The sequence below is a fragment of the Pseudomonas brassicacearum genome (genome assembly GCF_003732175.1).
Taxonomy (GTDB): Bacteria; Pseudomonadota; Gammaproteobacteria; order Pseudomonadales; family Pseudomonadaceae; genus Aquipseudomonas; species Aquipseudomonas brassicacearum_G.
In genome coordinates, this window is record NZ_MOBI01000022.1 from 11,566 (window position 1) to 37,174 (window position 25,609).

At 60.2% G+C, this 25,609-nt stretch carries 24 protein-coding genes; 11 read left to right on the plus strand and 13 right to left on the minus strand.

Annotation, left to right across the window (positions count from 1 at the left end):
- The first annotated feature begins 75 nt into the window (after positions 1-75).
- Together ptrR and BK658_RS30390 are read left to right on the plus strand one after the other, a co-directional pair.
- Positions 76-1,011, plus strand: a complete 936-nt coding sequence (ptrR, locus tag BK658_RS20655; RefSeq protein WP_123583932.1) for a putrescine utilization regulator PtrR — start codon at positions 76-78, stop codon at positions 1,009-1,011.
- Positions 1,012-1,083: 72 nt separating this feature from the next.
- Positions 1,084-1,212: a PA1414 family protein gene (locus tag BK658_RS30390; RefSeq protein WP_259740122.1), complete on the plus strand. Its 129-nt coding sequence runs from the start codon at positions 1,084-1,086 to the stop codon at positions 1,210-1,212.
- A 169-nt stretch (positions 1,213-1,381) separates the two neighbouring features.
- On the opposite strand, the gene BK658_RS20660 is transcribed toward BK658_RS30390, so the two are convergent.
- Both BK658_RS20660 and speB read right to left on the minus strand, forming a co-directional pair.
- The gene (locus BK658_RS20660; RefSeq protein WP_123583933.1) at positions 1,382-2,761 is read right to left on the minus strand and encodes a sodium:solute symporter family protein; all 1,380 of its coding nucleotides are present in this window, start codon (positions 2,759-2,761) and stop codon (positions 1,382-1,384) included.
- Positions 2,762-3,176: 415 nt separating this feature from the next.
- Entirely contained in the window at positions 3,177-4,127 is a 951-nt protein-coding gene (gene speB / locus BK658_RS20670) for an agmatinase (protein WP_123583934.1), read from the minus strand.
- A gap of 372 nt (positions 4,128-4,499) precedes the next feature.
- On the opposite strand from speB, the gene BK658_RS20675 reads away from it, so the two are divergent.
- Positions 4,500-5,393, plus strand: a complete 894-nt coding sequence (locus tag BK658_RS20675; protein ID WP_123583935.1) for a LysR family transcriptional regulator — start codon at positions 4,500-4,502, stop codon at positions 5,391-5,393.
- Positions 5,394-5,406: 13 nt separating this feature from the next.
- Positions 5,407-6,006: a tRNA-uridine aminocarboxypropyltransferase gene (locus BK658_RS20680; RefSeq protein ID WP_123583936.1), complete on the plus strand. Its 600-nt coding sequence runs from the start codon at positions 5,407-5,409 to the stop codon at positions 6,004-6,006.
- A 52-nt stretch (positions 6,007-6,058) separates the two neighbouring features.
- Here BK658_RS20680 and lapD read toward each other — a convergent pair whose 3' ends face one another.
- The 3 genes from lapD to BK658_RS20695 form a co-directional block, all read right to left on the minus strand.
- Positions 6,059-7,999 carry a cyclic di-GMP receptor LapD gene (lapD, locus tag BK658_RS20685; protein ID WP_123583937.1) on the minus strand — a complete coding sequence of 647 codons (1,941 nt, stop codon included), beginning with the start codon at positions 7,997-7,999 and terminating at the stop codon, positions 6,059-6,061.
- A gap of 140 nt (positions 8,000-8,139) precedes the next feature.
- The gene (locus tag BK658_RS20690) at positions 8,140-8,535 is read right to left on the minus strand and encodes a YbaN family protein (RefSeq protein ID WP_123583938.1); all 396 of its coding nucleotides are present in this window, start codon (positions 8,533-8,535) and stop codon (positions 8,140-8,142) included.
- Between the two features lie 10 nt (positions 8,536-8,545).
- Positions 8,546-9,133: a UPF0149 family protein gene (locus BK658_RS20695; protein WP_019692442.1), complete on the minus strand. Its 588-nt coding sequence runs from the start codon at positions 9,131-9,133 to the stop codon at positions 8,546-8,548.
- Between the two features lie 275 nt (positions 9,134-9,408).
- Between BK658_RS20695 and recQ the strand changes: the two genes are divergently transcribed.
- The 3 genes from recQ (at position 9,409) to BK658_RS20710 (ending at position 13,856) form a co-directional block, all read left to right on the plus strand.
- On the plus strand, positions 9,409-11,538 hold the full coding sequence (gene recQ, locus BK658_RS20700) for a DNA helicase RecQ (RefSeq protein WP_123583939.1): 2,130 nt from the start codon (positions 9,409-9,411) through the stop codon (positions 11,536-11,538).
- A gap of 118 nt (positions 11,539-11,656) precedes the next feature.
- Entirely contained in the window at positions 11,657-12,091 is a 435-nt protein-coding gene (locus tag BK658_RS20705) for a MarR family transcriptional regulator (protein WP_123583940.1), read from the plus strand.
- A 112-nt stretch (positions 12,092-12,203) separates the two neighbouring features.
- Positions 12,204-13,856 carry a motility hub landmark protein FimV gene (locus BK658_RS20710; protein ID WP_123583941.1) on the plus strand — a complete coding sequence of 551 codons (1,653 nt, stop codon included), beginning with the start codon at positions 12,204-12,206 and terminating at the stop codon, positions 13,854-13,856.
- Between the two features lie 46 nt (positions 13,857-13,902).
- On the opposite strand, the gene BK658_RS20715 is transcribed toward BK658_RS20710, so the two are convergent.
- Entirely contained in the window at positions 13,903-16,092 is a 2,190-nt protein-coding gene (locus BK658_RS20715; RefSeq protein WP_123583942.1) for a patatin-like phospholipase family protein, read from the minus strand.
- Positions 16,093-16,162: 70 nt separating this feature from the next.
- On the opposite strand from BK658_RS20715, the gene BK658_RS20720 reads away from it, so the two are divergent.
- The gene (locus BK658_RS20720; RefSeq protein WP_123583943.1) at positions 16,163-16,450 is read left to right on the plus strand and encodes an Rdx family protein; all 288 of its coding nucleotides are present in this window, start codon (positions 16,163-16,165) and stop codon (positions 16,448-16,450) included.
- Here BK658_RS20720 and BK658_RS20725 read toward each other — a convergent pair.
- On the minus strand, positions 16,444-17,337 hold the full coding sequence (locus BK658_RS20725; RefSeq protein WP_123583944.1) for a DMT family transporter: 894 nt from the start codon (positions 17,335-17,337) through the stop codon (positions 16,444-16,446). The genes BK658_RS20720 and BK658_RS20725 overlap by 7 nt on opposite strands.
- 91 nt (positions 17,338-17,428) lie before the next feature.
- Entirely contained in the window at positions 17,429-18,187 is a 759-nt protein-coding gene (locus BK658_RS20730; protein WP_123583945.1) for a helix-turn-helix transcriptional regulator, read from the minus strand.
- A 134-nt stretch (positions 18,188-18,321) separates the two neighbouring features.
- Between BK658_RS20730 and BK658_RS20735 the strand changes: the two genes are divergently transcribed.
- Positions 18,322-19,143: a UDP-2,3-diacylglucosamine diphosphatase gene (locus BK658_RS20735; protein ID WP_123583946.1), complete on the plus strand. Its 822-nt coding sequence runs from the start codon at positions 18,322-18,324 to the stop codon at positions 19,141-19,143.
- A 150-nt stretch (positions 19,144-19,293) separates the two neighbouring features.
- Here BK658_RS20735 and BK658_RS20740 read toward each other — a convergent pair whose 3' ends face one another.
- Together BK658_RS20740 and BK658_RS20745 are read right to left on the minus strand one after the other, a co-directional pair.
- The gene (locus BK658_RS20740) at positions 19,294-19,884 is read right to left on the minus strand and encodes an HD domain-containing protein (protein ID WP_123583947.1); all 591 of its coding nucleotides are present in this window, start codon (positions 19,882-19,884) and stop codon (positions 19,294-19,296) included.
- Between the two features lie 99 nt (positions 19,885-19,983).
- Entirely contained in the window at positions 19,984-20,295 is a 312-nt protein-coding gene (locus BK658_RS20745; protein WP_123583948.1) for an Mpo1-like protein, read from the minus strand.
- Between the two features lie 160 nt (positions 20,296-20,455).
- Between BK658_RS20745 and BK658_RS20750 the strand changes: the two genes are divergently transcribed.
- On the plus strand, positions 20,456-21,517 hold the full coding sequence (locus BK658_RS20750; protein WP_123583949.1) for an AraC family transcriptional regulator: 1,062 nt from the start codon (positions 20,456-20,458) through the stop codon (positions 21,515-21,517).
- Here the strand turns inward: BK658_RS20750 and BK658_RS20755 are convergent.
- On the minus strand, positions 21,474-22,928 hold the full coding sequence (locus tag BK658_RS20755) for a TrkH family potassium uptake protein (protein WP_123583950.1): 1,455 nt from the start codon (positions 22,926-22,928) through the stop codon (positions 21,474-21,476). The genes BK658_RS20750 and BK658_RS20755 overlap by 44 nt on opposite strands.
- A gap of 121 nt (positions 22,929-23,049) precedes the next feature.
- Here BK658_RS20755 and BK658_RS20760 point away from each other — a divergent pair, with 121 nt between their 5' ends.
- Positions 23,050-23,616, plus strand: a complete 567-nt coding sequence (locus tag BK658_RS20760) for a nitroreductase family protein (RefSeq protein WP_123583951.1) — start codon at positions 23,050-23,052, stop codon at positions 23,614-23,616.
- Between the two features lie 112 nt (positions 23,617-23,728).
- On the opposite strand, the gene BK658_RS20765 is transcribed toward BK658_RS20760, so the two are convergent.
- Complete coding sequence (locus tag BK658_RS20765; protein WP_123583952.1) at positions 23,729-25,075, minus strand: sensor histidine kinase; 1,347 nt, start codon at positions 25,073-25,075, stop codon at positions 23,729-23,731.
- A 67-nt stretch (positions 25,076-25,142) separates the two neighbouring features.
- On the minus strand, positions 25,143-25,583 hold the full coding sequence (locus BK658_RS20770) for a Spy/CpxP family protein refolding chaperone (protein WP_123583953.1): 441 nt from the start codon (positions 25,581-25,583) through the stop codon (positions 25,143-25,145).
- Positions 25,584-25,609: the final 26 nt, after the last annotated feature.

Below are 25,609 nucleotides of genomic sequence, written 5' to 3' on the forward strand. Positions count from 1 at the left end.
CCGTTAGGCTAGGACTGATTGACTTTCTTTAAAAATGAATAATAGTGAGTAACTTGTTCTTATTTGGAGAAAGGTGTGGAGTTCAGCCAATTGCGCATCTTCCAGGCTGTGGCCGAGGAAGGTTCCATCACCCGCGCCGCTGAACGCTTGCATCGGGTGCCGTCGAATTTGTCGACCCGGCTCAAGCAGCTTGAAGATCAGTTGGGCGTAGAACTGTTCTTGCGTGAGCGTCAGCGCTTACAGCTGTCGCCCGCAGGCAAAGTGCTGTTGGACTACACCGCCAAATTGTTTGCCCTGCATGACGAAGCCCACGCAGCCGTGCAGGGCGGGCAACCGGCCGGCGATTTTGTGCTTGGCACCATGTACAGCACCGCGGCGATTCATCTGCCGGGTTTGCTGGCGCGCTATCACCGCACTTATCCGGCGGTGAACCTGCAAGTGCAGTCGGCGCCCAGCGGCGAATTGCTTGAAGGCCTGCTCACCGGGCGCCTTGATGCCGCGCTGGTCGATGGCCCGCTGCAGCTTGCCGGGCTCGACGGTGTACCGCTGTGTGACGAAAAACTGGTGCTGATCAGCGAAGCCGATCACCCACCGGTACGCAGCGCACTGGATGTGCAGGGGCGCTCGGTGTTCACGTTTCGCCAGGGCTGTTCCTACCGGATGCGCCTGGAGGCCTGGTTCGCCCATGACCACGCGGCGATGGGCCGGGCGATGGAAATCGAGTCCTATCAAGGGATGCTGGCGTGTGTGATCGCCGGCTCCGGCGTAGCGCTGATGTCCGAGTCGATGCTGGCCAGTCTGCCGGGCCGCGAGAGTGTGGCCGTGCATCCGTTGGCCGAGCCTTTCGCCAGTGCCACCACCTGGTTGATGTGGCGCAAGGGGATGCTCGGCGCCAATCTCAATGCCTGGATCGAAGTGCAACAAGCAGCGTTCGGTGGTAACTGCCCGGTTAGGGCCGATTTTGATGAATTCGGTAACAGATCTTTGCCTTTTGAGGCGAGCATTGCGTAAGACTTCGGACTACTATCTGTATGAAGCGTCTATAGAACCCGGTCGCTCAGCACTACCCTGAAGGGGGGCACCATGAAAGAGAAACTGCAAAACTGGCTCCATGACCTTGGTGTCGCGCTTGGTTTGATCGAACCACCTCTGCAGCCCGTACCCGTCCGTACTGACGATGAGCAACGTCGGCGTCAGCAACGCCGCCGGTAAGCACCGTCCAACGCCGAAGATCGCAGCCTTCGACAGCTCCTGCTGGCATCGTGCCAAACCGTAGGAGCTGTCGAAGCCTGCGATCTTTCTGTTTCTCCAGACGAAAAAAACGGGTGTGGCAACCGACGCCACACCCGCCGAAGAAAGCGATTCTATTGATAGTCTGGGATCAGGCAACGCTGGCCTGTGCAACCGGGCGAGGGGACAGCAGGCTGACCACGACGAAGCTCACCAGGCCGATCGCCAGGCTGTAGTAGATCGGGGTGTTGGCATCCAGGCCATCCTTGAACATGAACACCAGCGCGGTCACAAAGCCCAGGCCCATGCTGGCGATAGCGCCGGAGGTGGTTGCACGTTTCCAGAAAATGGCCCCGATCAGCGGAACCAGCATGCCGCCCACCAACAGGTTGTAGGCCAGGGTCAGGGCACTGATCACGTCACTCACAACCAAAGCGATACCCAGCACGACAATACCGGTTAGTAGGGTGAACAGACGGTTGATTTTCAGGCTCGACTGTTTGCCACCGCGCAGTTTTGGCAGCAGGTCTTCGGTCAGGGTGGTGGACGCGGCGAGCAGGCCGGCGCTGGCGGTGGACATCATGGCGGCCAGGGCAGCAGCGATGACCAGGCCACGGATGCCATCAGGCAAGGACAGTTTGACGATTGCGGCGAAGGCGTTGTTGACATTGTCCAGATCCGGGATCAGCACGTGCGCAGCCATACCGATCAGCGCACAGGCCAGACCGTAGAGGATGCAATAGAAGCCGGAAATGGTGCCTGCATACTGAGCGACTTTTTCGTTCTTGGCGGTGAATACCCGTTGCCAGATGTCCTGGCCGATCAGGATGCCGAAGAAGTAGATCATGAAGTAGGTGATGATGGTGTCCCAGCCAATGGTGGTGAAGCTGAAGCTGGATGCCGGCAGTTTCAACACCAGCTCATCCCAGCCGCCCACGCGGTACAGGCAGATCGGCAACAGGATGAACATCAGGCCAACGGTCTTGATCACGAACTGAACGATGTCGGTCAGGGTCAGCGACCACATGCCGCCGATGGTCGAATACACCACAACCACACCACCGCCGAGTACCACTGAAATCCAGAATGGCAGGCCGAACAGCACTTGCAGCACGGTGCCGATCGCCAGGATCGAGGTCACGCCGATCATCAGCGCGTAGGCCAGCATGATCACCGCACTGGCCTGGCGGGCCATTGGGTTGTAACGCTTTTCGAGGATCTGGGTAACGGTGAAGATCTTCAGTTTGAGCAGCGGCTTGGCGAGGAACAGGTTCAGCGCAATGATCCCGCAACCCAGCGCGGCGCAGAGCCAGAAACCGGAAATACCGTGGACGTAGCCCAGGCGAACGGTGCCGACGGTCGATGCGCCGCCCAGTACGGTAGCGGCCATGGTGCCCATGTACAGGGTTGGACCGAGGTTACGACCGGCCACGAGGTAGTCTTCGTGGGTCTTGGCCTTGCGCATGCCGTAATAGCCCAGCACGAGCATGCCGGCGGCATAGATGAGTACAACGAATAAATCCAAAGCCATGAAGCGTGTCTCCGATTGTCTTTCTTATGGTGGAACACTGGGTTGAAGCGATCTCTGTGGCGAGGGGGCTTGCCCCCGTTCGACTGCGCAGCAGTCGCAAACCGGCAGAGGGGTTCTTCCTGATGAATCCCTATGCTGGCTTCAGGGCCGCTTCGCGCCCCAACGGGGGCAAGCCCCCTCGCCACAAAAGCTCCAAGTCACAGAATGTGTTAAATCAGCCTGTTTTGCGCATGACCGCTTTAGCGAACGAATCCGTGCCCGTGCTGCCCGAACACGGCCACTGGTGCGGGGATCAGGCTCGACAACGCCAGCTGTCGCACAACGCCTGATTGGCATTGCGCGATAGCTGCGGTTGTCCGAGGGCATAGAGAACGAAGCCGGCAGCAGCGCTGAAGCAAGCTGGGGTTTCGTTGCCTCAGCGGTGAGCCACACCCGGCAGTACGCAGAGCATTTCGTACAGCAGGTTGGCGCCCAGCAGCGAGGTGTTGCCGGTGGTGTCGTATGGCGGCGAGACTTCTACCAGGTCGCAACCGACCAGGTCGAGGCCTTGGCAGCCACGAACGATTTCAATCGCCTGAATGGTCGTCAGGCCGCCGATTTCCGGGGTGCCGGTGCCTGGTGCCCAGGCCGGATCGATGCCGTCGATGTCGAAGCTCAGGTACACCGGGCCGCCGCCGACTTTTTCGCGGACTTCAGCCATCAGAGGCTCCAGCGATTTGTGCCAGCACTCTTCAGCCTGAACCACGCGGAAGCCCTGTTTGCGGCTCCAGTTGAAGTCTTCGGCGGTGTAGCCCTGCGCGCGCAGGCCAATTTGCACGACGCGGTCGCAGTCCAGAAGGCCTTCTTCAACGGCGCGACGGAAGGTGGTGCCGTGGGCGATCTTCTCGCCGAACATGTGATCGTTCACATCGGCGTGGGCGTCGATGTGCACCAGGCCGACCTTGCCGTGCTTTTTGTGGATGGCACGCAAGATCGGCAGGGTGATGGTGTGGTCACCACCGAGGGTCAGCGGGATCACGTCGTGTTTGAGGATCTCGTTGTAGGACTCTTCGATGATCCGCACGGCGTCCAGCAGGTTGAAGGTGTTGATCGCCACGTCACCGATGTCGGCAACCGACAGCGAGTCGAATGGCGCAGCGCCGGTGGCCATGTTGTACGGGCGGATCATCACCGATTCAGCACGAATTTCCCGCGGCCCGAAGCGGGTGCCGGCGCGCAAGGAGGTGCCGATGTCCAGCGGGATGCCAATGAAGGCAGCGTCCAGGCCGGCAGCGGTTTGCAAGTGGGGGAGTCGCATCATGGTGGCGATGCCGCCGAAGCGCGGCATTTCATTGCCGCCCAGTGGTTGGTGAAGAATCTTGTCCACGGGTATGGCCTCATCATCATTGTTTTATTTATGGGGTTGCACCGCGCAAAGGGATCGCACGGGCACCTGTTGGGCGGATTCTGCGAAATACGCTGCGGGAGAAGAATCGCTGCCGGCAAATACTTAGTTCAGGTTTTTCTAAACTAATGCCTTCGACAACGATAGACTTCCGGCCAGGTACTACTCCCTGTGGCGAGGGGGCTTGTCGGAACGCCGCACCGCCCCGTTGGGCTGCGAAGTGGCCCCCAAATCAGGCAACCGCATTCTCTCTGACACACCGTATAGCCTGATTTTACGACTGCTACGCAGCCGAACGGGGGCAAGCCCCCTCGCCACAAGAGCATCGCGCTTCTTTGCAATTGGAGACTCCTCATGGCCAACGCTTTACCCGACCTGAAACTGTTGCGCATCTTCGTCAGCGTGGTGCGTCATCAGGGGTTTGCCAATGCGCAGCAGGAGCTCAACCTCTCGACATCGGCCATCAGCACCTACATGAGCCAGCTCGAAGCGGCGTTGGGGCTGGTGCTTTGCCATCGTGGGCGTGGCGGTTTCAGCCTGACCAGCAAGGGCGAGCTGTTCCATCAGGAAACCTTGCGCCTGTTCGGTGAACTTGAAGGTTTCGAGCAATACGCCGCGGCGCTCAAGGGCGAGTTGCGCGGCACGCTCAACCTCGGGGTGATCGACTCGACCGTCAGCGACAACGCCTTGCCGTTTGCCGAAGCTATCGGCGCCTACAGTCAGGAGCACCCGGCGGTGCATTTGCACTTGTCGGTGATGAGCCCTTACGAACTGCAACTCGGCGTGCAGGACAACCGGCTCGATCTGGCCATTGGTGCGTTCTCCACGCGCATGAGCGGGCTGGTCTACATGCCGTTGTACCGTGAACAGCATTGGCTGTATTGCAGCAATCGTCATTCCTTGTTCAACGAGCGGCGGATTCCCGAACAAGTCATCACCCAGCAGCGCATGGTCGGTCGCGGTTACTGGAGCCAGGCCGAGTTGGCCCGCCACGGCTTCAAACACAGCGCGGCGACCGTGGAGAGTATGGAAGCGCAGCTGATTCTGGTGTTGTCCGGCGCCTACATCGGCTACCTGCCGGAGCACTACGCCCAGGCCTGGGCCGACAAGGGCGATTTGCGCGTGCTGCTGCCGGCGACCTTTGGCTATCAGGCACCGTTTTCGATGATCGTGCGTCGTGGGCGCAGCCGCGAGCCGTTGATCCAGACCTTCCGCGATTTGCTCAAAGCGCAGCTCAACCAGGCCTGATCGGAGAAGTCGTATGTCCAGAATCCAATGCGCCCATTGCCTGCGCCCGCAAACTCACTGCCTGTGCCCGTTGATTCCGAGCCTCGACAGTCGCACCAGGGTGCTGCTATTGCAGCATCCAAGCGAGGTGAACCATGCGTTGAACACCGCGCGGCTGGCGGCGTTGGGGCTGAACAATGCCGAGCTGATCGTCGGTGAAGTGTTCGAGGATTTACCGCGTCTGCTGAATCCACCGGGTTACCAGGCCCGCTTGTTGTTCCCGGCCGATGATGCGCAACCGTTACAGGCCTATACACCCGCCGATCAACCATTGCTGCTGGTGGTACCGGACGGCACCTGGCGCAAGGCGCGCAAGATGCTGCACCTCAATCCATTGCTGGCAGCGTTGCCCCGAGTGACGCTGGCCGAAGGCGCGGTCTCGCGTTATCGGTTGCGCAAGGCACCGGGGCCTGGGGCGTTGTCAACGGTGGAGGCGATCGTACAGGCGTTGCAGGTGCTTGAGGCACCGACTTCGTTCGAACCGTTATTGCGACCGTTTGAAGCGCTGATCGAAGGGCAGATCGCGGCGATGGGGGAGGAGACGTACCAGCGTAATCATGGTGGCAAAGTCTAGAGGCCACGACGCAAGCTGGCGTAGCCTGCCACTGGGCGGCCACACCTGCGTACTACATGGGTTCTGGTGGTCCGATCAGGCGGCCCATGACGCCGAACACTCCCAGCGACTTGATTGCCTCCAGTTCCCCCTGCGTTTCTATCTGCTCGGCAATCAACGGCAAATCGATGCTGTTGGTCGCGCGGAAAATGGCTTCGATGAACAGGCGCTTGTCGCTTTGCTGGTCGATGGCGCGAATGTAGCTGCCGTCGATTTTCAGGTAGGCCAAACCGAGTTGGGTGAGGTTGCCGATCTGGCTGAAGCTGCCACCGAAGTGCTGCAGGCCAATCGCGTAGCCGGTGTCGCGCAGGCTCAGGCACAGTTGACGCAGCTCTTCGGGGGGCGGCAGTTGGCGTTCGTCGAGCTCAAGGGTCAGTAAGGGTGCAAGGCTGGGCAGGCCGTCGAGCATATCGAGGATCAGGCGCCGTTGCGCGGCATCGCGCAGGGTGCTGCCAGACAAGCTCAAGGCCAGCGGCCAGCGGTGTTCGGCAAGGTAGTCGAGGGTGTGTTCGAGCATTGCCAGGTCGAATCGCGCCGACCAGCCCAGACGTTCTATCCAGGGTAGAAAATGTCCGGCGCAAATGGCTTTGCCCTGCGGATCGAGCAGTCGCGCCAGCACCTTGTGGTGCAGCACCTGGCTGGTGTCGGCGCATTGCACCACGGGTTGAAAGTACAGCTGCATCTTGCCATGGGTCAGGGCGTCATCGATCCAGGTACGCCAGTCGTGCTGCGTCTGGTTCGGTGTGTTATCGGACTGCTCCAGATGCACCCACGGTCGTTCTGGATGCTGCTGGGCCTGAGTCAGTGCCTGATCGAGGCGCAACAGAATGTCGGTGGAAGTTTCGCCAGGTGTGTAGGCGACTATTCCCAGATGCGCCACTGGCATGCAGTCGCTGGCGCCGGTCAGGCGCAGGTTTTCCAGGGTGGCGCTGATCTCTGCGGCCAGGCGCGCTGCGTCCTTGCTAGCCAGGCCTGGGGTCAGCAGGCTGAACTCACCACCACGATTACGTGCAGCCAGCCAGGTATGGCGATCCGGCTGTTGAATCAGGCGTTTGAGTAACTGACCCACGGCGCTGATCAGGGCGTCGGTACGCTGGCCACCCAGTCGCTGGTTGAGCCCGGTCAGGTCATTGATCCGCAGCATCAGCAGGTGTCCGGCGCTGCTCTGCTCGGTCACCAGCAACTGATCGGTGAGTTGCTCATTGAGCAAACGTCGGTTGGCCAGCCCCGTGAGGCTGTCCTGAAACGATTCGGCGCGCAGTTGTTCGCTACGCGCGGCTTCTTCGGCAAACAGCCCTTTGAGCTTTTCGACCATTTGGTTCATCGCCAGCACCACGCGTTTGAGTTCCGGGGTTCTGGGCAACTTCGGCAGGCTGAGAAACTCGCGTTTGTTGATGGCTTCGGCCTGTTTGACCATGGCGTCCAGCGGGCGCAGTTGCCGACGCAGCAACCAACTGCCGAACACCGCGCTGAGCAACCCGCACAGCAGTAACCAGATCAGACTGCCGAGGGTACTGTCCCACAGTTTGGCCAGTGCGAATTGTGGGGTGCTCACCACTTCAACACGTGCGGCTTGCTCCCAGCCGCGCATGACCAAGGCATCCCCCCCTTGCGGGTGCAGGTTCACCAGATCGACGAACCAGTTCGGTACACGTTCGGTGGTGGCGGCCGCATTGCGCTCGACCAGGACGCGCTCGTCCTCGATATTGATGACCCGAATACTGGAAAAGTAGCCGCTGTCGAAGACCGAGCTGACCATCAATTCAATCATCGCCAGATCGTTGATCTGTGGGGTCAGCGACAGCCCCAGTGCGGTGGCAGTGTCCTGGGCATGGGCGCGCAATTGGCTGAGCATCTGCGCACGCGAGCTTTCCAGGCTGACAAAAAAACTGCCGCTGAAGGCGACCAGCAAGAACAGGCAGATGGCCAATAACAACTGTTTGAGTAGCGACATGAGACGCTCCGGAGACATGACTATCCTGGGCAACAGGATTTGTCTGGCCGTTGACGTGCAGATGTCTGGAGTTTAGGCGCTGTTTTGTGAAAAGCAGGGCAGGTCGTTGGACAGGCCCTTGCCGCAAGGTTGGAAGGTATTCAGGGTTTGATCAGGGTTTTCTGCCGCAGGATATACACCGTCACCAGCATTGCGCTGGTCAGCATGAAGCCGCGTGCCCAGGGCAGTGGGACGAGGATGCAGGACAGGCCGATGCTCAGCCACATCAGACCAATGGCATAGACCTTGCCCTTGAGCGGGATGCCATTGCCGTCCAGATAGTCGCGAATCCATGGTCCGAGTCGTGGATGCTCGACCAGCCATTGATAAAAGCGCGGCGAACTGCGGGCGAAACAGGCCGCCGCCAACAGCAGGAAAGGGGTGGTGGGCAGTACAGGCAGGAAGATCCCGATCACCCCCAACGCTACGCTCAGCCAGCCGATGGCCAGCAGCACGTAGCGCAGGATCAGGGGGCGGTTGCCTATGGGGTCAGCCACAGGCAACGACTCAGTGGTGACGAGGCTTGAGGATCGCCGGTTTTTCGTCTGGCGCGTTGCACAGCAGGTACAGCGCGGTCAGGGCTTCCGGGATCTGCACGATCATGTCGTCCATCAGGTTGGCGTCGGCCGCGATGTCGGAGAACTCGGGCTGTTCGTCGAACAGGCCGGAACCGACCATGATCGGCAGCAGCATTTCGCTGACTTCGTCTTCGGCGGTTTCGAACCAGGCTTCTTCACGCAGGAATACGCCTTCCATGAAACCGATGCACCAGCCGCGCAGGTCGGAATCATCCGGCTCTTCGCCCAGGTCCAGGTCACATGGGAGCTCAAACTCTTCATCGGACGCCAGTTGGCGAGCAATGTGAGCCTTGAGGGCCAACAGGGTCGATTCGATTTCCTGACGCTCGGCGTCGTCGCGATAATGCGGCTCTTCGGCGAACAGCGCGTCGATCCACTCACGATCAGGCACCGTCTCGGAACAGATCGACAGGGCTGTCAGATAGCCGTGGGCGGCCACATAGTCCAGCGCCTCGTCATGCAGCTCGTCGGCGTCGAGGAAGGCTTGCAGGCGGGTTAGTTGCTCAGCGAAGGACATTGAAGGGCTACCTTGGGAATATACGATGCCCAATTCTAGGCGTTCTTGAGCGGTCCGGCCAGCCGCACGGCAGATTTGCCAGCATTGTGTGTTGTTGCGGCTATTCGTCAGTGACGCCCTTTGCCTGGGATGCCTCGGGTATACTCGCGCGTTTTGCAAAGCCCTGCAGGTGTCGCGACGGTCCAGGACAAATCCGCTTACGGATCTGTCCGTGACAACGTGGTTTTTTGATCCAGCCTGCACACAGGGATATTCAGCACCATTTGGAGTTTTTCATGCTCGAACAGGCTCAGCGCGTCCTCAAGGACATCTTCGGCTACGACAGTTTTCGTGGCCGTCAGGGTGCCATCATTGAGCGCGTGGCCAGCGGCGGTGACGCTCTGGTGCTGATGCCGACCGGCGGCGGCAAATCGCTGTGCTTCCAGGTCCCGGCATTGTTGCGCGATGGCCTGGCGGTGGTGGTTTCACCGCTGATTGCCTTGATGGACGATCAGGTCGCGACCCTCGAAGAACTTGGTGTGGCCGCGGCGGCGCTCAATTCGACCTTGAGCGCCGAGCAACAGCGCGATCTGGCAGCGCGGATCAAGCGTGGTGAAGTGAAGATGCTGTACCTGGCACCTGAGCGTCTGGTCCAGCCACGAATGCTGGCCTTTCTGCAAAGCCTTGAAATCGCTCTGTTTGCCATTGACGAAGCTCACTGCGTGTCGCAATGGGGGCACGATTTCCGCCGGGAATACCTACAACTGGGCCAGTTGGCGGAACTGTTCCCCAACGTCCCGCGCATTGCCCTGACCGCCACGGCCGACAAGCGCACCCGGGAAGAAATCGTCGAGCGCCTGCATCTGCAGAACGCCGAGCGCTTTCTGTCGAGTTTCGATCGGCCGAACATTTTCTACCGCATCGTGCCCAAGGAGCAGCCGCGCAAGCAGTTGCTGGCGTTTTTGGCTGAACGGCGCAGCGATGCCGGCATCGTCTATTGCCTGTCGCGCAAGAAGGTCGACGAAGTAGCGGTATTCCTCAGCGAGCAAGGTTTCCCGGCGCTGCCCTACCACGCCGGCCTGCCCAACGATACGCGGGCACACCACCAGAAGCGCTTCCTCAACGAGGAGGGCCTGATCATGGTCGCCACCGTGGCGTTCGGCATGGGCATCGACAAGCCCAACGTGCGCTTTGTCGCGCATCTGGACTTGCCGAAGTCCCTTGAGGCCTATTACCAGGAAACCGGTCGAGGTGGCCGTGATGGTCTGCCGGCAGATGCCTGGATGGCTTACGGTCTGCAAGACGTGGTGATGCTCAAGCAGATGCTGCAGAACTCCGAAGGCGATGAGCGCCACAAGCGTCTGGAGCAGCACAAGCTCGACGCCATGCTCTCGCTGTGTGAAGAAACCCGCTGCCGCCGTCAGACGCTTCTGGCCTACTTCGACGAAGACATGCCGCAGCCCTGTGGGCATTGTGACAACTGTGTCGACGGTGTGCAGACCTGGGACGCCACCGAACCGGCCCGTCAGGCACTGTCGGCAATCTACCGCACCGGCCAGCGTTATGGCGTCGGGCATCTGGTGGACGTGTTGCTGGGCAAGGACAACGAAAAAGTCCGCAGCTTCGGCCATCAGCATCTGTCGGTGTTTGGTGTCGGCAAGGCGCGGGCCGAAGGTGAATGGCGTTCTCTTTTCCGACAATTGGTGGCGCGCGGTCTGGCGGACATTGATCTGGAAGGCTACGGCGGCCTGCGTTTAAGCGCCAGCTGCCGACCGCTGCTCAAGGGAGAAGTAACCCTGGAGCTGCGCCGCGACCTCAAACCGCAAACCACCGCGAAAAGCAGCAGCACCAGCCAGGCCAGCCAGTTGGTGCGAGGCGAAGAACGCGAGCAGTGGGAAGCCTTGCGCGCCCTGCGCCGCAAGCTCGCCGGAGAGCACGGCGTGCCGCCGTACGTCATCTTCCCCGATTCGACCTTGCTCGAAATGCTTCGCAGCCAGCCAAGCTCGTTGCCGGAAATGGCCAAGGTCAGCGGCGTCGGTGCACGCAAGCTGGAGCGCTATGGCGAGGCCTTCCTCGAAGTGCTGGGCGGCCAGGCCGAGGCCCCGAAAGTGGTTGCCGACCTGCGCCACGAGTTGATCACACTGGCGCGCGCCGGTATGACGCCGATGCAGATTGCCGGTCAGTTGCAGTGTTCGGAAAAGAACGTGTACACGATGCTCGCCGAGGCCATCGGCAAGCAGCAACTGTCGCTGGAGCAGGCACTGGACCTTCCGGAAGACCTGATGGGTGAAGTCCAGGACGCATTCCTGGACGGCGAGGGCGAGTTGCCGCCGGTGTCGGAGATTTCCGCGTTGTTCGCCGGCCGTGTTCCCGAGGGCGTTTTGTACTGTGTGAGAGCGGCATTGCAGTCGGAGTTTGAAATTTAAGTGTCGAAGATCAAGATGTAACGATTCAGTACAGACCGAGCCTTGCCTAGAGTCGAGGGTCATGCTTAGCTGACTAATAATTAGTTTCAGCCTATTTCAGTCTAACCATGAGTTTTTTATGCCGTTAACCGATCAACACCGTTTTGGCATGCAGTTGGCGCAGATGTCTCGCGGCTGGCGCGCCGAACTGGATCGCCGTCTTGCCGGCCTTGGCCTGTCCCAGGCCCGCTGGCTGGTGCTGCTGCACCTGGCGCGTTTTGAAGAAGCCCCCACTCAGCGTGAGTTGGCACAAAGCGTCGGTGTTGAAGGACCGACGCTGGCGCGTCTGCTTGATAGCCTGGAAACCCAAGGTCTGGTGCTGCGTCAGGCCGTGGTGGAAGACCGTCGGGCGAAAAAAATCGTGCTGTGTGCGTCTGCCCGTCCCTTGATCGAACAAATTGAAACCATTGCCACCGAGTTGCGCCACGAGCTGTTCGAGGGCGTCGACGAAGAAGATTTGCGGGTGTGCATGCGGGTCCATGGGCACATTCTGGCCAATCTGGAAAAATCTTGAGGCATAACCACACCGCAGACTTTTGAGAACTGGCACAGAGCAGACTATAAGAACTACCAGGCAATAACGTGTTCACACTGGAAGGTTGATTCTGGTTAGCTAAGGAATGCTCATGCTCAAGAGTTTGCAGTCTGTGTTACGGCGCTCCGTCAGCCTGTTGTCGGTCGCCGGTGCCTTGAGTTACTCCGCATTGGCACCCGCGTTGGGGTTGGGCGACATCACGTTGCACTCAGCCTTGAACCAGCCGTTGAATGCCGAAATCGCCTTGGTCGATCCCGGTGCCCTGAGCGACGGTGAACTCTCGGTCAGCCTGGCGACGGCGGATGAGTTCGCCCGCGCCGGTGTCGAGCGAGTGTTTTTTCTCAACGACCTGCGTTTTACCGTCGTTCTGCGTGGCAATCGCAGTGTTATTCGGGTGGTGTCCAGCAAGCCGGTCAATGAACCGTTCCTGAATTTTCTGGTGCAGGCGAACCAGCCCAATGGGCAGTTGCTGCGCGAATACACGTTGCTGATCGATCCACCGGGGTCACCGGGCATCGTACCGGCGAGTGACGTCGAGCCGGCCCCGGCGATCAGCCAGCAACCCACTGCCGCTACCTCCGCCAAAACGCCAGCAGCCCCGGTGAGCAAGGCGCCTGCAGCTACCGCCCGCACTTCCGAGTTGCTGGCAGCCAGCGTCCTGGAAAACCAGCAACTGAAACAAACGGTCGATCAGTTGAACACCCGGCTACAAGCCCAGGATGAACAGATCGCCAGCCAGCGCAAGCAAGTCAGCGATCTGCAAACCGAGTTGGCCGAAGCCAAAAAGCCCTTGCCTGTTCCCGTCATTCCTGCCGCGCCAATTCCGGTGCCCGCAGCCGCCGTGGATGAGACGAGCAGTGGTTGGGCGTTGTGGCTGATCGGCGGCCTGTTGGTGCTTGGCGTGCTCTTGCTGCTGGGCTTGTTTGTGCTGCGTCAGCGGCGGGCACAGCCTGTATCGGAACCCGCGCCACGACATGAGCCGGTGGTCCGTCGGGGAGCGCCCGATAGTGCGCAGAAACCATCGATTGAGCTTTCTGCGACGCAGAGCCCCCCTGCGAACCGCGAAACCGTTCATGGGGCAGAAGTGCTTGAGGGCGTCGGTATCTACCTGACCTATGACCGCTTCGCCGAGGCGGCCAGTCTATTGCGCGAAGCCTTGCTCAAAGAGCCGCAGCGCAGCGATTTGAACCTGAAGCTGTTGGAGGTGCTGGGGCTGCAGGGCGACAGCGCAGCTTATTCGGACCACGAAAACAGTTTGATTGAAGCGGGTTACAGTGCCGAGGTGCTGGAGCAGATTCGCGCACGTTCGCCGAAACTGGCCAGTGCACAATCGTTGGCGACTCTTGAGTCGACGGCTCAAACGACGGCTGAACCTGCTGCCTCGGTAGGGGATGAGTTCCAGTTGAATCTGGATGACTTGTCGATGGATTCGAGCTGGGATCTGGCCAGTCCGTCCGACACCACAGCGGCAATGGCTAAACCCGTGGATCAGCTGGAACCGCTGGACGATGGCTTTCCAGACCATTTCGCTGATGCATCACCGACCCTGGAGCTTGAGCCGTTGTCGGGCGAATTCGCGATACCTGCGCACGAAGAGATTCACCCCGGCAAACTGGAAGAAGCGCAGAACTGCATCGACGACGGTGATCTGGACAGCGCCATTGCGCTATTGAACGAGTTACTCAAGGACAGTGATGAATCCTTGAAGCAAACCGCCCGCAGCCTGTTGGCCAGTATTCGCTGAGCTCCTACAGGTCTCGCGCAGCCATCAGTTTTCGCAATACCTGCGATCAGAACGTCTGCCCAAGGTTCAGGTAAATCGCCTTCTGATCGTCGTCGTTGAAGCCATAGCTGAAGTTCAGCGGCCCCAAAGGCGTGTCGAAGCCGAGGAACACACTGGCAGCGTTGATGTAGCCGCTGTCGAATTCGTTGTCGTTGTTCCAGGCGCGGCCACGCTCCAGCGACGCACCGATGTACATCGGGAAGTCCAGCGGCAGATAAGCCCGCGGCGTCAGGCGGCGGAAATACACGGCGCGGGCCAGGCTGATGTTCTGGCCGGAAATCGAGTCCTGCCGGAAGCCCGACAGTTGCCGCGCCCCTCCGAGCACGAAGCTCGATGTCACCACGTCGGCCTGATCCAGGGTGCGCCCGTAGCGACCGCCAAGGATGAAGGTGTCCGGGCCGCTGCTCAGCGCCTTGTCCAGTTTGAACTCCCACTGACGGTAGCGTTTGTCTGAACCCAGCGTTGGTTCGAATTCGCGGAACGCCAGGCCAATGTCTTCACCGGTGTGAGGGAAGTACACATTGTCCAGCGAGTCGAACGAATATTTGAGCTGATAGAACCCTTCGCTGAAGCTTTCGCTGGGCAGATTCTGATCACCAATTCGTACGTTTGCCTTGCCCCACGCCTCACCGACACCGAAACGGATTTCGCCACTGTTGCCGATCTGCCGCCCGACATTCAAACCGAAGCCATAACGCTCAAGGCGATATTCGGCTACAGGGTCGTTGTCCAGAATGGCATCGACGTTCTGCGATTTGAACTCTGCATACGGTGCGACGAAGTAGCGAGAGCCGACATCCAGTGGCTGATAAAACTCAGTGTAGAGTTCTTGCCGATCACCAATCTGTGCCCGCGTCAGCCATTCCGCACCGAGGCGGTTGATGCCGTTCATTCGGTAACTGGCGCCAATGTTGAAGGCGCTGTCACCGCGCATATCGTCAGACAGGTTCAACCCCAGGCGCAGGTAGTCAGTACCGCTGCGTTTGCCGCGAGCACTGATCACCAGCGTATGGTTCTGGCCTTTGTGGACGACGCGGTACTGCACCTGTTCGAAGTAATCAAGGCCATACAGGGTGCCCATGTCGGTCTGCAAGCGCTCGAGGTCCAGCGGTTCGCCGATGATCTGGCGAATGTAGTAGCGGATTACGTCGTCGCCGATCTTCGAGTCATTTTCGACCTTGATCGCTGTGATGATCGGCGTGCGCTGACCGGGAGCGCGGGCGGCGGTCAGTTCACCGTCCACCGGCTCGGCGGGGCGCAGGCGTGCCAGTCGGGCGTCGAGGATGCGGGTGGCGCGATAACCGGCATCGATCATGTCCTGGGCCTTGCCGAAATCGGTGGCACCGAAACTGGCCAGTGGTGGCTGGATCAGCACATCGTCCTTGCGCAGCTCCGCGAGCTGTTCTTCGGAGTTGCGCCGGGTCATGAGGGTGATCGACTGGTTCAGCACGTCGACCACGGTTGTCAGTTGTTTACGGCTGCGTAACGGGGTGCCGATATCGACCACGATGGCGACGTCGACGCCCATCTCGCGCGCCACGTCCAACGGAATGTTGTCGGTCATGCCGCCGTCCACCAGCAGCCGGCCATTGAGTTCGACCGGGGCGAAGACGGCGGGGATCGACATGCTGGCGCGAATCACCTGGGGCAGGTGGCCTTTGCTGAAGACCACTTTTTCGCCACTGGCAATGTCGGTTGCGACGGCGCGGAAAGGGATCGGCAGTTTGTCGAAGTCCCGGGTGTCACTGGCGTGAGCGAGCAGGCTTTCGAGTAACAACGCGAGGTTCTGCCCCTGAATAACTCCCAGCGGCAGGCCGAGGCTGCCGTCGTCGCGAAAGCTCAGTTTCTGCTTCACCAGGAAGTCGCGGTCGTCCTGTTTGCGTCGGAACGGCACGTCAGCACGTTGCGGCGCATCGGACAGGGCCTGTTGCCAGTCGATGCCCAACGCGAGCTTTTCCAGTTCGTCGATCTTGTAGCCCGAGGCGTACAACCCGCCAATGACCGCGCCCATGCTGGTGCCGGCAATTGCATCAATCTTGATGCCTTGCTCTTCCAGCGCCTTGAGCACACCAATATGCGCCAGCCCACGCGCCGCGCCCCCCGACAGCACCAGTCCGACTTTCGGTCGTGGTGTCTCAGCGGCATACGCGAACAATGGGACTACACACAGCAACAGGCAGGACAGCAGACGGCGCATCGGGAATCTCGGGCGAGCGGCAAAGGCGGCTATTATAGCGGCGCCATCGAGCTCAGGAGTCCAGCACGCCATGACCATACACAAACCGGAAGTTGTCATCACTTACTGCACGCAATGCCAGTGGCTGTTGCGCGCCGCCTGGCTGGCCCAGGAGTTGCTCAGTACCTTCGGTGACGACCTGGGCAAAGTTTCTCTGGTGCCGGGAACCGGCGGGGTGTTTTTCATTACCTGCGACGGGGTGCAGATCTGGGAGCGCAAGGCCGATGGCGGCTTCCCGGAAGCCAAGGTGCTCAAACAGCGAGTCCGCGATCAGATCGACCCGGATCGTGATTTGGGCCATAACGACAAAACTCAGTGAGAGGCGGCTTCGGCCGCCACGTTTTTCTTGCTTGAACTGCCAGACAGGCTGCTGGACACAACAATCGCGATGATGATCAGCGCACCGCCAATCAACATCCGCAGTGTCGGATTCTCACCGAACAGCAGCCAGGCGACGGTGATGCCGTAAACCGGCTCCAGGGCAAACACCACCGCGGCGGTGCGAGCCTTGATCACCGCCAGACTGGCAACGAACAGGCTGTGGGCGACGCCGGTGCAGAACACCCCGAGCAGACCGATCCACAGCCAGTCGATGGCGCGCACCTCACTCAATCCCGATGCCGCCACCGGCAACAGACAGAGGGCGACCACTATGTTCTGACACAGCGCTGCCTGCACAGCGGGTATACGCCCGGAGCTGGCACGGTTGGTCAGCGACAGCAAGGCGAACAGCAGGCCCGAGCCCACCGCCCAGAGCAGACCGCTGGTAGCTTCGCTGGCCAGGTCGAAATCCGGGGTGACCAGCACCAGGCCGACGCTCACCAGCACCACCAGGAGGATTTCATTGGCGCGAATTCGCTCGCGGAAAATCAGGCCTTCGAGGATCACCGTGAACGCCGGGAAACTGGCAAAACCCAAGGTCGCAATCGCTACGCCGGCGACTTTCACCGCAATGAAAAAGCTCACCCAATGCCCGGCCAGCAACAGACCGCTAAGCAGCAGGCGACGCCAATCCACCGCTTCGAGTTTCTGCCAGCCGGTATTGCTGGCGAAACGGGCAAAGAACGCCAGTGCGATCACCGCGAATGCCGCACGACCAAAGACAATGATGGCAGGGGAGGCCGCAGCGAGTTTGCCGAACACACCCGTCAGGCCAAACATCAATGCGCCGATATGCAGGGCGCCAAGGGCGGTACGCGGAGTCATTTCAATCCTTAATCCATAGAGGCAATGACGACATTGAACTGCGTGACGGCCTGATCTGTCTGTCGCCAGACTCGCGTTTTTTATCGTCAGCCTAGCGCTTGCCGGCTGTACGACGCAGCGCGCCCGGCGAAGCGCCGAACTCGCGCATGACCGCTGCGGCGAAGGCACTCTGGGAGCCATAGCCGACACGGCTGGCCACTTCGCCGATGGGCAGCGCGGATTCACGCAGCAATTTCACCGCAATATGCAGGCGACGACTGCGGATGTAATCCATCGGCGTCTGCCCGCATTCAGCGACAAAGCGTGCGTGCAGACGTGCGCTGGACAGTCCGGCGATGCGCGCCAGATCGGCGACTTGCAGCGGGTAGGCGGCGTATTGGTCGATGTGCGCGTTGAGCGCGGCGTAAGGCAAGCGGCGCCCGGCGATGCTGTTCGGCGTGGCGTTGTTGAGGCTGGCAAGCAACAACACGGCGCCTTGCTGGGCGATCAGCGGGTCAGTGACCGGGCTGCTCGCCAGCCAGCTCACCAGTTGGCTTTGCCCGGCATCCAGCGGCAAGCGTCCGGGGTTGTCGAGCAAGCGTCGACTGGCATCGGCATGCTCACCCAATGATTGCAAAACCCATTGATCGCTCGGCACATCGAGCACCAGGCAGCGGCTGCCATTCGGGCTGCCGCAGGCGTGATGAGCGCCTGACGGCACGACCACAAAACTCTGCTGCACCACCTGGCTGCCATGACCGCCGACCTCGAAGTCGAGCGCACCCGACAGACCGAACACCAGTTGTGCGTGGTCATGGCTGTGGATGATCAGGTCGTGGGTGTATTGGCGTAGCGTGAGGATCGGTCTCATCGCAGTCTCCTGGGCAGACTCGCAGTCTACACCGGCCACGCCAGGGTTCGGACTGTCATCAGACTGCCGTATTTGTGTCATGGGCTATTAATCGCTGCGGTGCAAGCTTGCGAAAAATCTCGCAGAGGTTGCCCATGACCAGCGCCGAACGTGCAAAACCCAGCCGTAAACAACGCGTGCGCACCTTGTGGATCTCCGATGTACACCTCGGCACCCGGGATTGCCAGGCAGAGCATTTGTCGCAGTTCCTCAAGGGCTATCAGACCGACAAGATCTATCTGGTCGGCGACATCATCGATGGCTGGAAACTGCGCAGCGGCATGTACTGGCCTCAGGCTCACACCAACGTCATCCGCCGACTGCTGACCATGAGCAAGCGTGGCACCGAGGTGATTTACGTCACCGGTAACCACGACGAGTTTCTGCGGCGTTATTCGAAGCTGATCCTGGGCAATATCCAACTGGTGGACGAGGCGGTTCACGTCACCGCGGATGGTCGGCATCTGTTGGTGATTCACGGCGACCAGTTCGACGTGATCACGCGTTATCACCGCTGGCTGGCGTTTCTCGGCGACTCGGCCTATGAGTTCACCCTGACCCTCAACCGCTGGCTCAATCACTGGCGCGCGCGGTACGGCTACGGTTACTGGTCGTTGTCGGCGTACCTCAAGCACAAGGTCAAAACCGCGGTCAGCTTCATCAGCGATTTTGAAGAAGCCATTGCCCACGAGTGCGTCAAGCGCGAGCTGCACGGGGTGGTTTGCGGGCACATCCACCATGCCGAAATCCGTAAGGTCGGCGAGGTGGATTACCTCAACTGCGGGGATTGGGTGGAGTCGTGCACGGCCTTGATCGAGCATTTGGACGGCACGATCGAGTTGTACCGGTTGGCGGATGCGCAGGCGCGAGAGGCACAACTCAAGGCAGAGTTGGTGAAGGTCGCAGAGCCGGTGTAAACCGCGAGACTTTTGCTGCCTGGTCCGGCCCTATCGCGGGCAAGCCCGCTCCCACATGGGACGGGGCAAGGCCACAAATCTGTGGTCACCTACGATTCAGTGTGGGAGCGGGCTTGCCCGCGATGGACCGCATAGCGGTCCCCGGATATTTCAGGCCGGTGCGTATTCTTCCATCGCCGCCATGTAGATCGAGTTTTTTGGCCGGGCAAACAGGCGTTCCATCATCGGTTCGAAGAAGCTCAGCGGCAGGGTCTCGTAGTCCGGATCAAAGGCTGCAGCGTCATACCTGGCGCAGAACTCGATGGTTTGCCGGTACTGCGGGTGTTCGCGAAACTGCTCGCGCAGGTGCCGGTCCATGCCCAGGTGATGGAAGAAATAGTAGCCCTGGAAAATCCCGTGCTTTTCCACCATCCACAGGGTTTCAGGGCTGACGAATGGCTTGAGGATCGCCGCTGCAATGTCCGGATGGTTGTAGGAGCCAAGGGTATCGCCAATGTCGTGGAGCAGCGCACACACCACGTATTCCTCATCCTGGCCATCGCGCCAGGCGCGGGTGGCGGTTTGCAGTGAGTGGGTCAGTCGATCGACCGGGAAACCGCCAAAATCACCCTCCAGCAGTTTCAGGTGCGCCACAATCCGTGTCGGCAATTGTTTGGCGTAGGCACCGAAGTCCGCGGCGATGATCGCCCAGTCTTCCTGCGTACCATCCTTCATATGGGTGAAACGGGCGTGCGCATTCATCAGCTATCCTCTTATTGTTTTCGAAGGGACGTTGTGCAGTGTAGAGCTTGGATCCAATGTTGCACTGGCCATATGGGACGGCTTGATGGCCCGGCGAGCCTAGAAAGGCACTTTGCCGAGGATCATGTCGCGATACATGACGAAGTCGCCGAGCAGGCTGTAAAGCGGATGCTGGAATGTCGCCGGCCGGTTCTTTTCAAAGAAAAAGTGTCCGACCCAGGCGAAGCTGTAGCCGGCCAGAGGCAGGGTCAGCAACAACAGCCAGGCACCTTTGCCGATAGCGAAGGCCAGGATGCAAATCACCAGGCTGGTGCCGAAAAAATGCAAGCGTCGGCAGACACTGTTGCTGTGTTCGCTGAGGTAATACGGGTAAAACTCGACGAAGCTGCTGAAACGTTTGATGTTTTCCACGACTGCGATCTCTGTGGTTATTGTGCTGCTGAGCGGATGTTCTGCGGGGAGCTTATTTAAGTCTAGAGTCATCAGTGGCAACAGCCAGTGACCTTGGGCGCCACTTTAGTATCCTTCTGAAATTGGCCGTGACACGCGGCTCATCAAGTAAGAAAACGCCATGAGCGAACGAACGACTTCTGCAAGCTGGGCGATGGGGATTGTCAAAGCACTGGAGATGGACGGCCTGGATTGCCGGGTCTTGTTCAAACAGTTGGGGCTCGACTACGCGGCGCTGAATGATCCGGATGCGCGCTTTCCTCAAGATTCGATGACGCGGCTCTGGCAGCGTGCGGTAGAGCTGTCCGGCAACCCGGCGATCGGTCTGAACATGGGCAAGCTGGTCCGCCCGGCATCGTTTCATGTGGTCGGTTATGCCTTGATGTCCAGCCAGACCCTGGCGGAAGGTTTTCAGCGCCTGGTGCGTTATCAGCGGATCATCGCCGAAAGCGCCGACCTGAGTTTTCGCCTGTTACCCGAAGGTTATGCACTGATTCTGACGGTGCATGGCGACCATCTGCCGCCCACCCGGCAAAGTGCCGAAGCGTCGCTCGCCTGCGCGCTGGGCTTGTGTGGCTGGCTGACCGGACGCACCTTGCAGCCACGCAAAGTATTGATGCAGGGCGATCAACCTGTAGACCTCGAACCCTACAAATTGGCTTTTCATGCGCCGCTGGAATTCAACGCGCCCTACGACGCGCTGATTTTCGAACAGGCGGACATGGAAGCCCCGTTGCCGACTGCCAACCAGGCCATGGCGTTGTTGCATGACCGGTTTGCCGGCGAATACCTGGCGCGGTTTTCTGAAAGTCGGGTCACCCACAAGGCACGGCAAGTGCTCTGTCGCCTGCTGCCGCAAGGCGAGCCCAAGCGTGAAACAGTGGCGCAAACCCTGTACTTGTCCCAGCGCACCTTGCAGCGACGCTTGCAGGAAGAGGGCACGAGTTTTCAGACGCTGCTCGACGACACGCGCCGTGAGTTGGCCGAGCAGTACCTGGCGCAACCGAGCATGACCCTGCTGGAAATCGCCTACCTGTTGGGGTTCGCCGACCCGAGCAATTTTTTCCGGGCATTTCGGCGCTGGTTCGATACCACTCCCGGCGAATACCGGATGCGGTTGATGGACGCGCCCAAAGAACTCAGTGACGCCAGAACGCCGGGATACACAGCACAAACACGGTAATGATCTCCAGTCGCCCGAGCAACATGCCGAGGGACAGAATCCACTTGGCGGCGTCGGGCAGGCTGGCGAAGTTACCGGACGGTCCGATGGTTTCACCCAATCCTGGCCCCACTCCGGAAACCGTACTGGCGGCGCCGGTCAAGGCTGTCATCCAGTCCACGCCCAGCAGCGACAGCGCCAGGGCGATGGCGCAAATGGTGATCGCAAAGAAGAACGAAAACGTCAGGATCGAGCGCACAATTTCTTCGTCGAGACGATGACCGTTGTACTTCTGCTTGATCACCGCACGCGGGTGGATCAGTTGATTAAGGTTGGCCTTGAGCAAGATAAAGGCCACCTGGAAACGGAAGATCTTGATCCCGCCAGCGGTCGACCCCGAGCAACCACCGACAAAGCCCAGATAGAAGAACAGCATCAGTGAGAAGTTGCCCCACAGGCTGTAATCCCCCAATGCAAAACCGGTGGTGGTGACCACCGACGTGACGTTCAGCGCAACGTGGCGCAGTGCGTCCAGCCAATGCAGGTTGGTGGTCCACCAGTACCAGGTGCCGAGTACCAGCCAGGTCACCAGCAGCATGCCGAGCAATCCCTGCACTTGCTGATCCTTGATCAACGCCCGCCGATTGCCGCGCAAGGTCGCCACGTACAAGGTAAATGGCAGGCTGCCGAGAATCATGATCACCACCGCGACCCAGTGCACGGCCGGTTGCGTCCACTTGGCCAGGGACTGGTCGGAGGTGGAGAAGCCGCCGGTGGATATTGCCGACATCGCATGGTTAACCGCGTCGAACGGGCTCATGCCCGCCCACCAGAACGCCAGGCTGCCGAGAATGGTGATGCCGACGTAGGCGGCGACGATCAGCCGGGCCACCATGTGCGAACGAGGCATGACCTTTTCGGAACGGTCCGACGACTCGGTCTGAAACAGCCGCATGCCGCCGATGCGTAGCAGTGGCAGAATCGCGACCGCCATGCCGATAAAACCGATACCGCCCAGCCAGTGCAGCAACGAACGCCACATCAGGATGCCCGGAGACATGCTGTCCAGGCCACTGAGCACAGTAGAACCGGTGGCGGTGATGCCCGACATGCTTTCGAAAAACGAGTCGGTGTAACTGATGCGCTGGGTCAGCAGGAACGGCAATGCCGCGAATATGCAGACCACCACCCAGCTCGACACGGTGAGCAGGTACATGTCCCGCGGGCGCAGGTGTATATGCTCTGGTCGCCCGGGGATGACCAGCGCCAGGCCGGCGAGAAAGGTGATCGTGCTGGCCCAGAGGAACGACGGCAGGTCACTGGTGCGGTCGTAAATCAGCAGGGTTGCCATCGGCACAACCATGCTGATGGCCAGGGTGATCAGGAAGATGCCGATGATGAAACCAATGATCCGTAAGGTCGGCAACGCCATGAAGTCCGCTCGGGCTGATAGGGAAGGGCGCCATTCTACCTGCGAGGCAGGGCATGTAAACCGGCACCCCGGCGGCAGTTGCCGCTAGAATAGCCAGACATTTTTTTTCAGGAGGTGGCCGATGCAGGCTCTCGACGCTTTGCTCAACCGTGTATCCGTTCCGCGTTTGCTCGACCCGGCGCCCACCGCAGCACAACGCGAAGTGTTGTTTGCCGCAGCCATGCGTGCACCGGATCACGGGCATTTGCAGCCGTGGCGTTTTCTGACGGTCGAAGGTGCAGCGCGTGAGCAGTTGGGCGAGTTGCTGGCTGAGGCTGCACGCCTGCAAGACGCCGATGTGCCTCAGGCCCTGGTGGACAAGGCACGGAACGGCCCGTTGCGCGCGCCATTGGTTGTCGTTGTGGTCGCACGTCTGCAAGACCACGTCAAAGTGCCGAAGTCCGAGCAGTTGCTGGCGGCAGGTTGTGCGGCCCACGGTATCTTGCTGGCGGCTTACGCTCAGGGTATCGGCGCGGTGTGGCGTACCGGCGAGCTGGTCTATTCGGCGCATGTGGCCCAGGGGTTGGGCCTGGCGGAAGGTGAAGAAGTGATTGCGTTCCTTTACCTGGGTACACCGCAGAACGAACCGCGGGTGGCCGGGAAAGTCGATCTCACCGAGTTTGTCAGCGCCTGGCCCGCCAAGCCCTGAATCATTGGATCGTTCCCACGCTCTGCGTGGGAATGCCTCTATGGACGCTCCGCGTCCAAGTGACGCGGAGCGTCACGGGCTGCATCCCCACGCGGGAGCGTGGGGACGATCGTTACGTTGCGATACCGGGTTCTAATGGCAACTCCAGGCTGGCAATGAATCCACCTTCCGGGTGATTGGCCAGAATCAGGCTGCCGCCGTGGCGCTCCGCCGCACGCCGGGCGATGGCCAGTCCCAGGCCATGTCCGGCGGCCGTCTGCCCGGGTGCCCGAAAAAACGGCTCCCCCAGTTGGCTCAAATGCTCGGCTTCTACGCCGGGGCCGTGGTCGCGCACGCTGATGACAATCCGATCTCCCTGACGCAATGCCAGCACTTCAATCGGTTGTCCTGCCGGATTGAAGCGCTGGGCATTGCGCAACAGGTTGTCCAGTGCCCGCTCGATCATGGTCGGCCAGCCCTTGAGGCTTAATTGCCGTTCGGCTTCGATACGTATGCTTTGTTCTGGCGCGCCAAGCTGAGCGTCTTTTTGCACAGTATTGAGTAGCGCATTGAGGTCGACCGTTTCGGCACTCGCGTTGTCGGCGTCGACCCGTGCCAGCACCAGGATTTCGCTGATCAGAGCTTCCAGACGATCACATTCGCGGGTCAATCGTGGCCAGAGTTTTTCGCGCTCTTCAGGGCCGGCCCGTTCCGCTAGCGCCAGGGCGATACGCAACCGGGCCAAGGGCGAGCGCAGTTCGTGAGACACGTCGCGCAGCAGTTGCCGCTGGCTGCCGATCAGGCTTTGCAGGCGTGCGCCCATGCGGTTGAAGTCGTTGGCCAGCACGCCAAACTCGTCACGCCGGTTGGCCAGCCGCGCCAGGCTGTTTTGCTGATAGGTCGTCTGACCGAGGTCGTGCACCGCACCGCGCAAACGGCTCAGCGGGCGGGTGATGGACAGCGTCACCAGCAGGCTGAACAGTGTCAGCACCACCAAGGCAATCGCCAGCGCACTGAAGGGCCAAAGCAGGCTGTTGCGGTGCCAGGCATTGAGCTCTGGATGCGGAATACGGTAGATCAGCAAGTAGGTTTCAGCGCTTTTCGGGCTGGTGTACTCGACGGTCAGACGCCGCCAGGGCAGGTGGCGAGCGCTGTTGTCGGGGTTGTCGTTCTGCCGTGCTTCCAAGGCTGCCGCGCGGCGAGGAAAGGTCCCGCGCACCACCGGGTCGCCACTTTCATTCAGTACTTGAACATCGATGTGGTAACGCCGTTTGCGTTGTTCGAGCAGCGCTTGCGCCGCGTCCTCGCCTTTTTCTTCGTAAAGCTGCGTCCACTCTTGCGCCAGGGTATTGAGGCCCGGGTGGCGACTGAGAATCCAGGCGTCCTGGTTCAACATGTGCCCGAGCAGGATCGACAACCCTGCAACCAGGGCGATGGCCAGCCAGAAACTGGCAAGGATGCGCCAGAACAATGAACGCACGGTAAGTCCTCAAACAAAGAAAGCCCAATGGCGATTGACCATTGGGCTGGGGAGAAACGCTAGAGCATTATTGCGTTTTTTTCGGTTGTTGGGCTTTCCAGGCCTGGAACTGCTCCCATTCGGCTTTGCGTTCGGCCCGCTTCTTTTGGATAGCATCGAACTTCTGCTGTTGGTCCGGCTTGAGAAGGGCACGAATGTCCTGCTCGGTTTTCTGGCGGCCGGCCGCCATTTGGTCTTTCATGGCCTGCTGATCGGCTGGCGAGAGTTTTTGCAGGTACTGCTCGACCAGCTCTTTACGTGCATGCATCTGCTCGCCGATCAGTTTGCGAATCTGTTCGCGTTGTTCATGGCTGAGGTTCAACTCTCTGTACATGCCTTTGCCGCCGTGCATGTGCTCGCTGTATCCGTGGCCATCCATTGGACCCATCGGGCCTTGGCCTTCTGGTGCAGCCATGGCAATGGTCGGCAGTGCCGCCGCGAACATCAAAGCGATAAGGGTCTTGCGCATGGTGTGTCTCCTTGTCTCGTTCCCGG

Bases quoted from the DNA above. Each gene is read 5' to 3' on its own strand.
- BK658_RS20710 (WP_123583941.1), top strand. From the start codon at position 12,204: ATGCTCAAGAGTTTGCAGTCTGTGTTACGGCGCTCCGTCAGCCTGTTG.
- BK658_RS20675 (WP_123583935.1), top strand. From the start codon at position 4,500: ATGGCCAACGCTTTACCCGACCTGAAACTGTTGCGCATCTTCGTCAGC.
- BK658_RS20725 (WP_123583944.1), bottom strand. From the start codon at position 17,337: ATGACTCCGCGTACCGCCCTTGGCGCCCTGCATATCGGCGCATTGATG.
- BK658_RS20735 (WP_123583946.1), top strand. From the start codon at position 18,322: ATGACCAGCGCCGAACGTGCAAAACCCAGCCGTAAACAACGCGTGCGC.
- BK658_RS20760 (WP_123583951.1), top strand. From the start codon at position 23,050: ATGCAGGCTCTCGACGCTTTGCTCAACCGTGTATCCGTTCCGCGTTTG.
- BK658_RS20720 (WP_123583943.1), top strand. From the start codon at position 16,163: ATGACCATACACAAACCGGAAGTTGTCATCACTTACTGCACGCAATGC.
- BK658_RS20740 (WP_123583947.1), bottom strand. From the start codon at position 19,884: ATGAATGCGCACGCCCGTTTCACCCATATGAAGGATGGTACGCAGGAA.
- BK658_RS20755 (WP_123583950.1), bottom strand. From the start codon at position 22,928: ATGGCGTTGCCGACCTTACGGATCATTGGTTTCATCATCGGCATCTTC.
- BK658_RS20715 (WP_123583942.1), bottom strand. From the start codon at position 16,092: ATGCGCCGTCTGCTGTCCTGCCTGTTGCTGTGTGTAGTCCCATTGTTC.
- BK658_RS20770 (WP_123583953.1), bottom strand. From the start codon at position 25,583: ATGCGCAAGACCCTTATCGCTTTGATGTTCGCGGCGGCACTGCCGACC.
- BK658_RS20705 (WP_123583940.1), top strand. From the start codon at position 11,657: ATGCCGTTAACCGATCAACACCGTTTTGGCATGCAGTTGGCGCAGATG.
- lapD (WP_123583937.1), bottom strand. From the start codon at position 7,999: ATGTCGCTACTCAAACAGTTGTTATTGGCCATCTGCCTGTTCTTGCTG.
- BK658_RS20750 (WP_123583949.1), top strand. From the start codon at position 20,456: ATGAGCGAACGAACGACTTCTGCAAGCTGGGCGATGGGGATTGTCAAA.
- BK658_RS30390 (WP_259740122.1), top strand. From the start codon at position 1,084: ATGAAAGAGAAACTGCAAAACTGGCTCCATGACCTTGGTGTCGCGCTT.
- BK658_RS20695 (WP_019692442.1), bottom strand. From the start codon at position 9,133: ATGTCCTTCGCTGAGCAACTAACCCGCCTGCAAGCCTTCCTCGACGCC.
- BK658_RS20730 (WP_123583945.1), bottom strand. From the start codon at position 18,187: ATGAGACCGATCCTCACGCTACGCCAATACACCCACGACCTGATCATC.
- BK658_RS20680 (WP_123583936.1), top strand. From the start codon at position 5,407: ATGTCCAGAATCCAATGCGCCCATTGCCTGCGCCCGCAAACTCACTGC.
- BK658_RS20660 (WP_123583933.1), bottom strand. From the start codon at position 2,761: ATGGCTTTGGATTTATTCGTTGTACTCATCTATGCCGCCGGCATGCTC.
- recQ (WP_123583939.1), top strand. From the start codon at position 9,409: ATGCTCGAACAGGCTCAGCGCGTCCTCAAGGACATCTTCGGCTACGAC.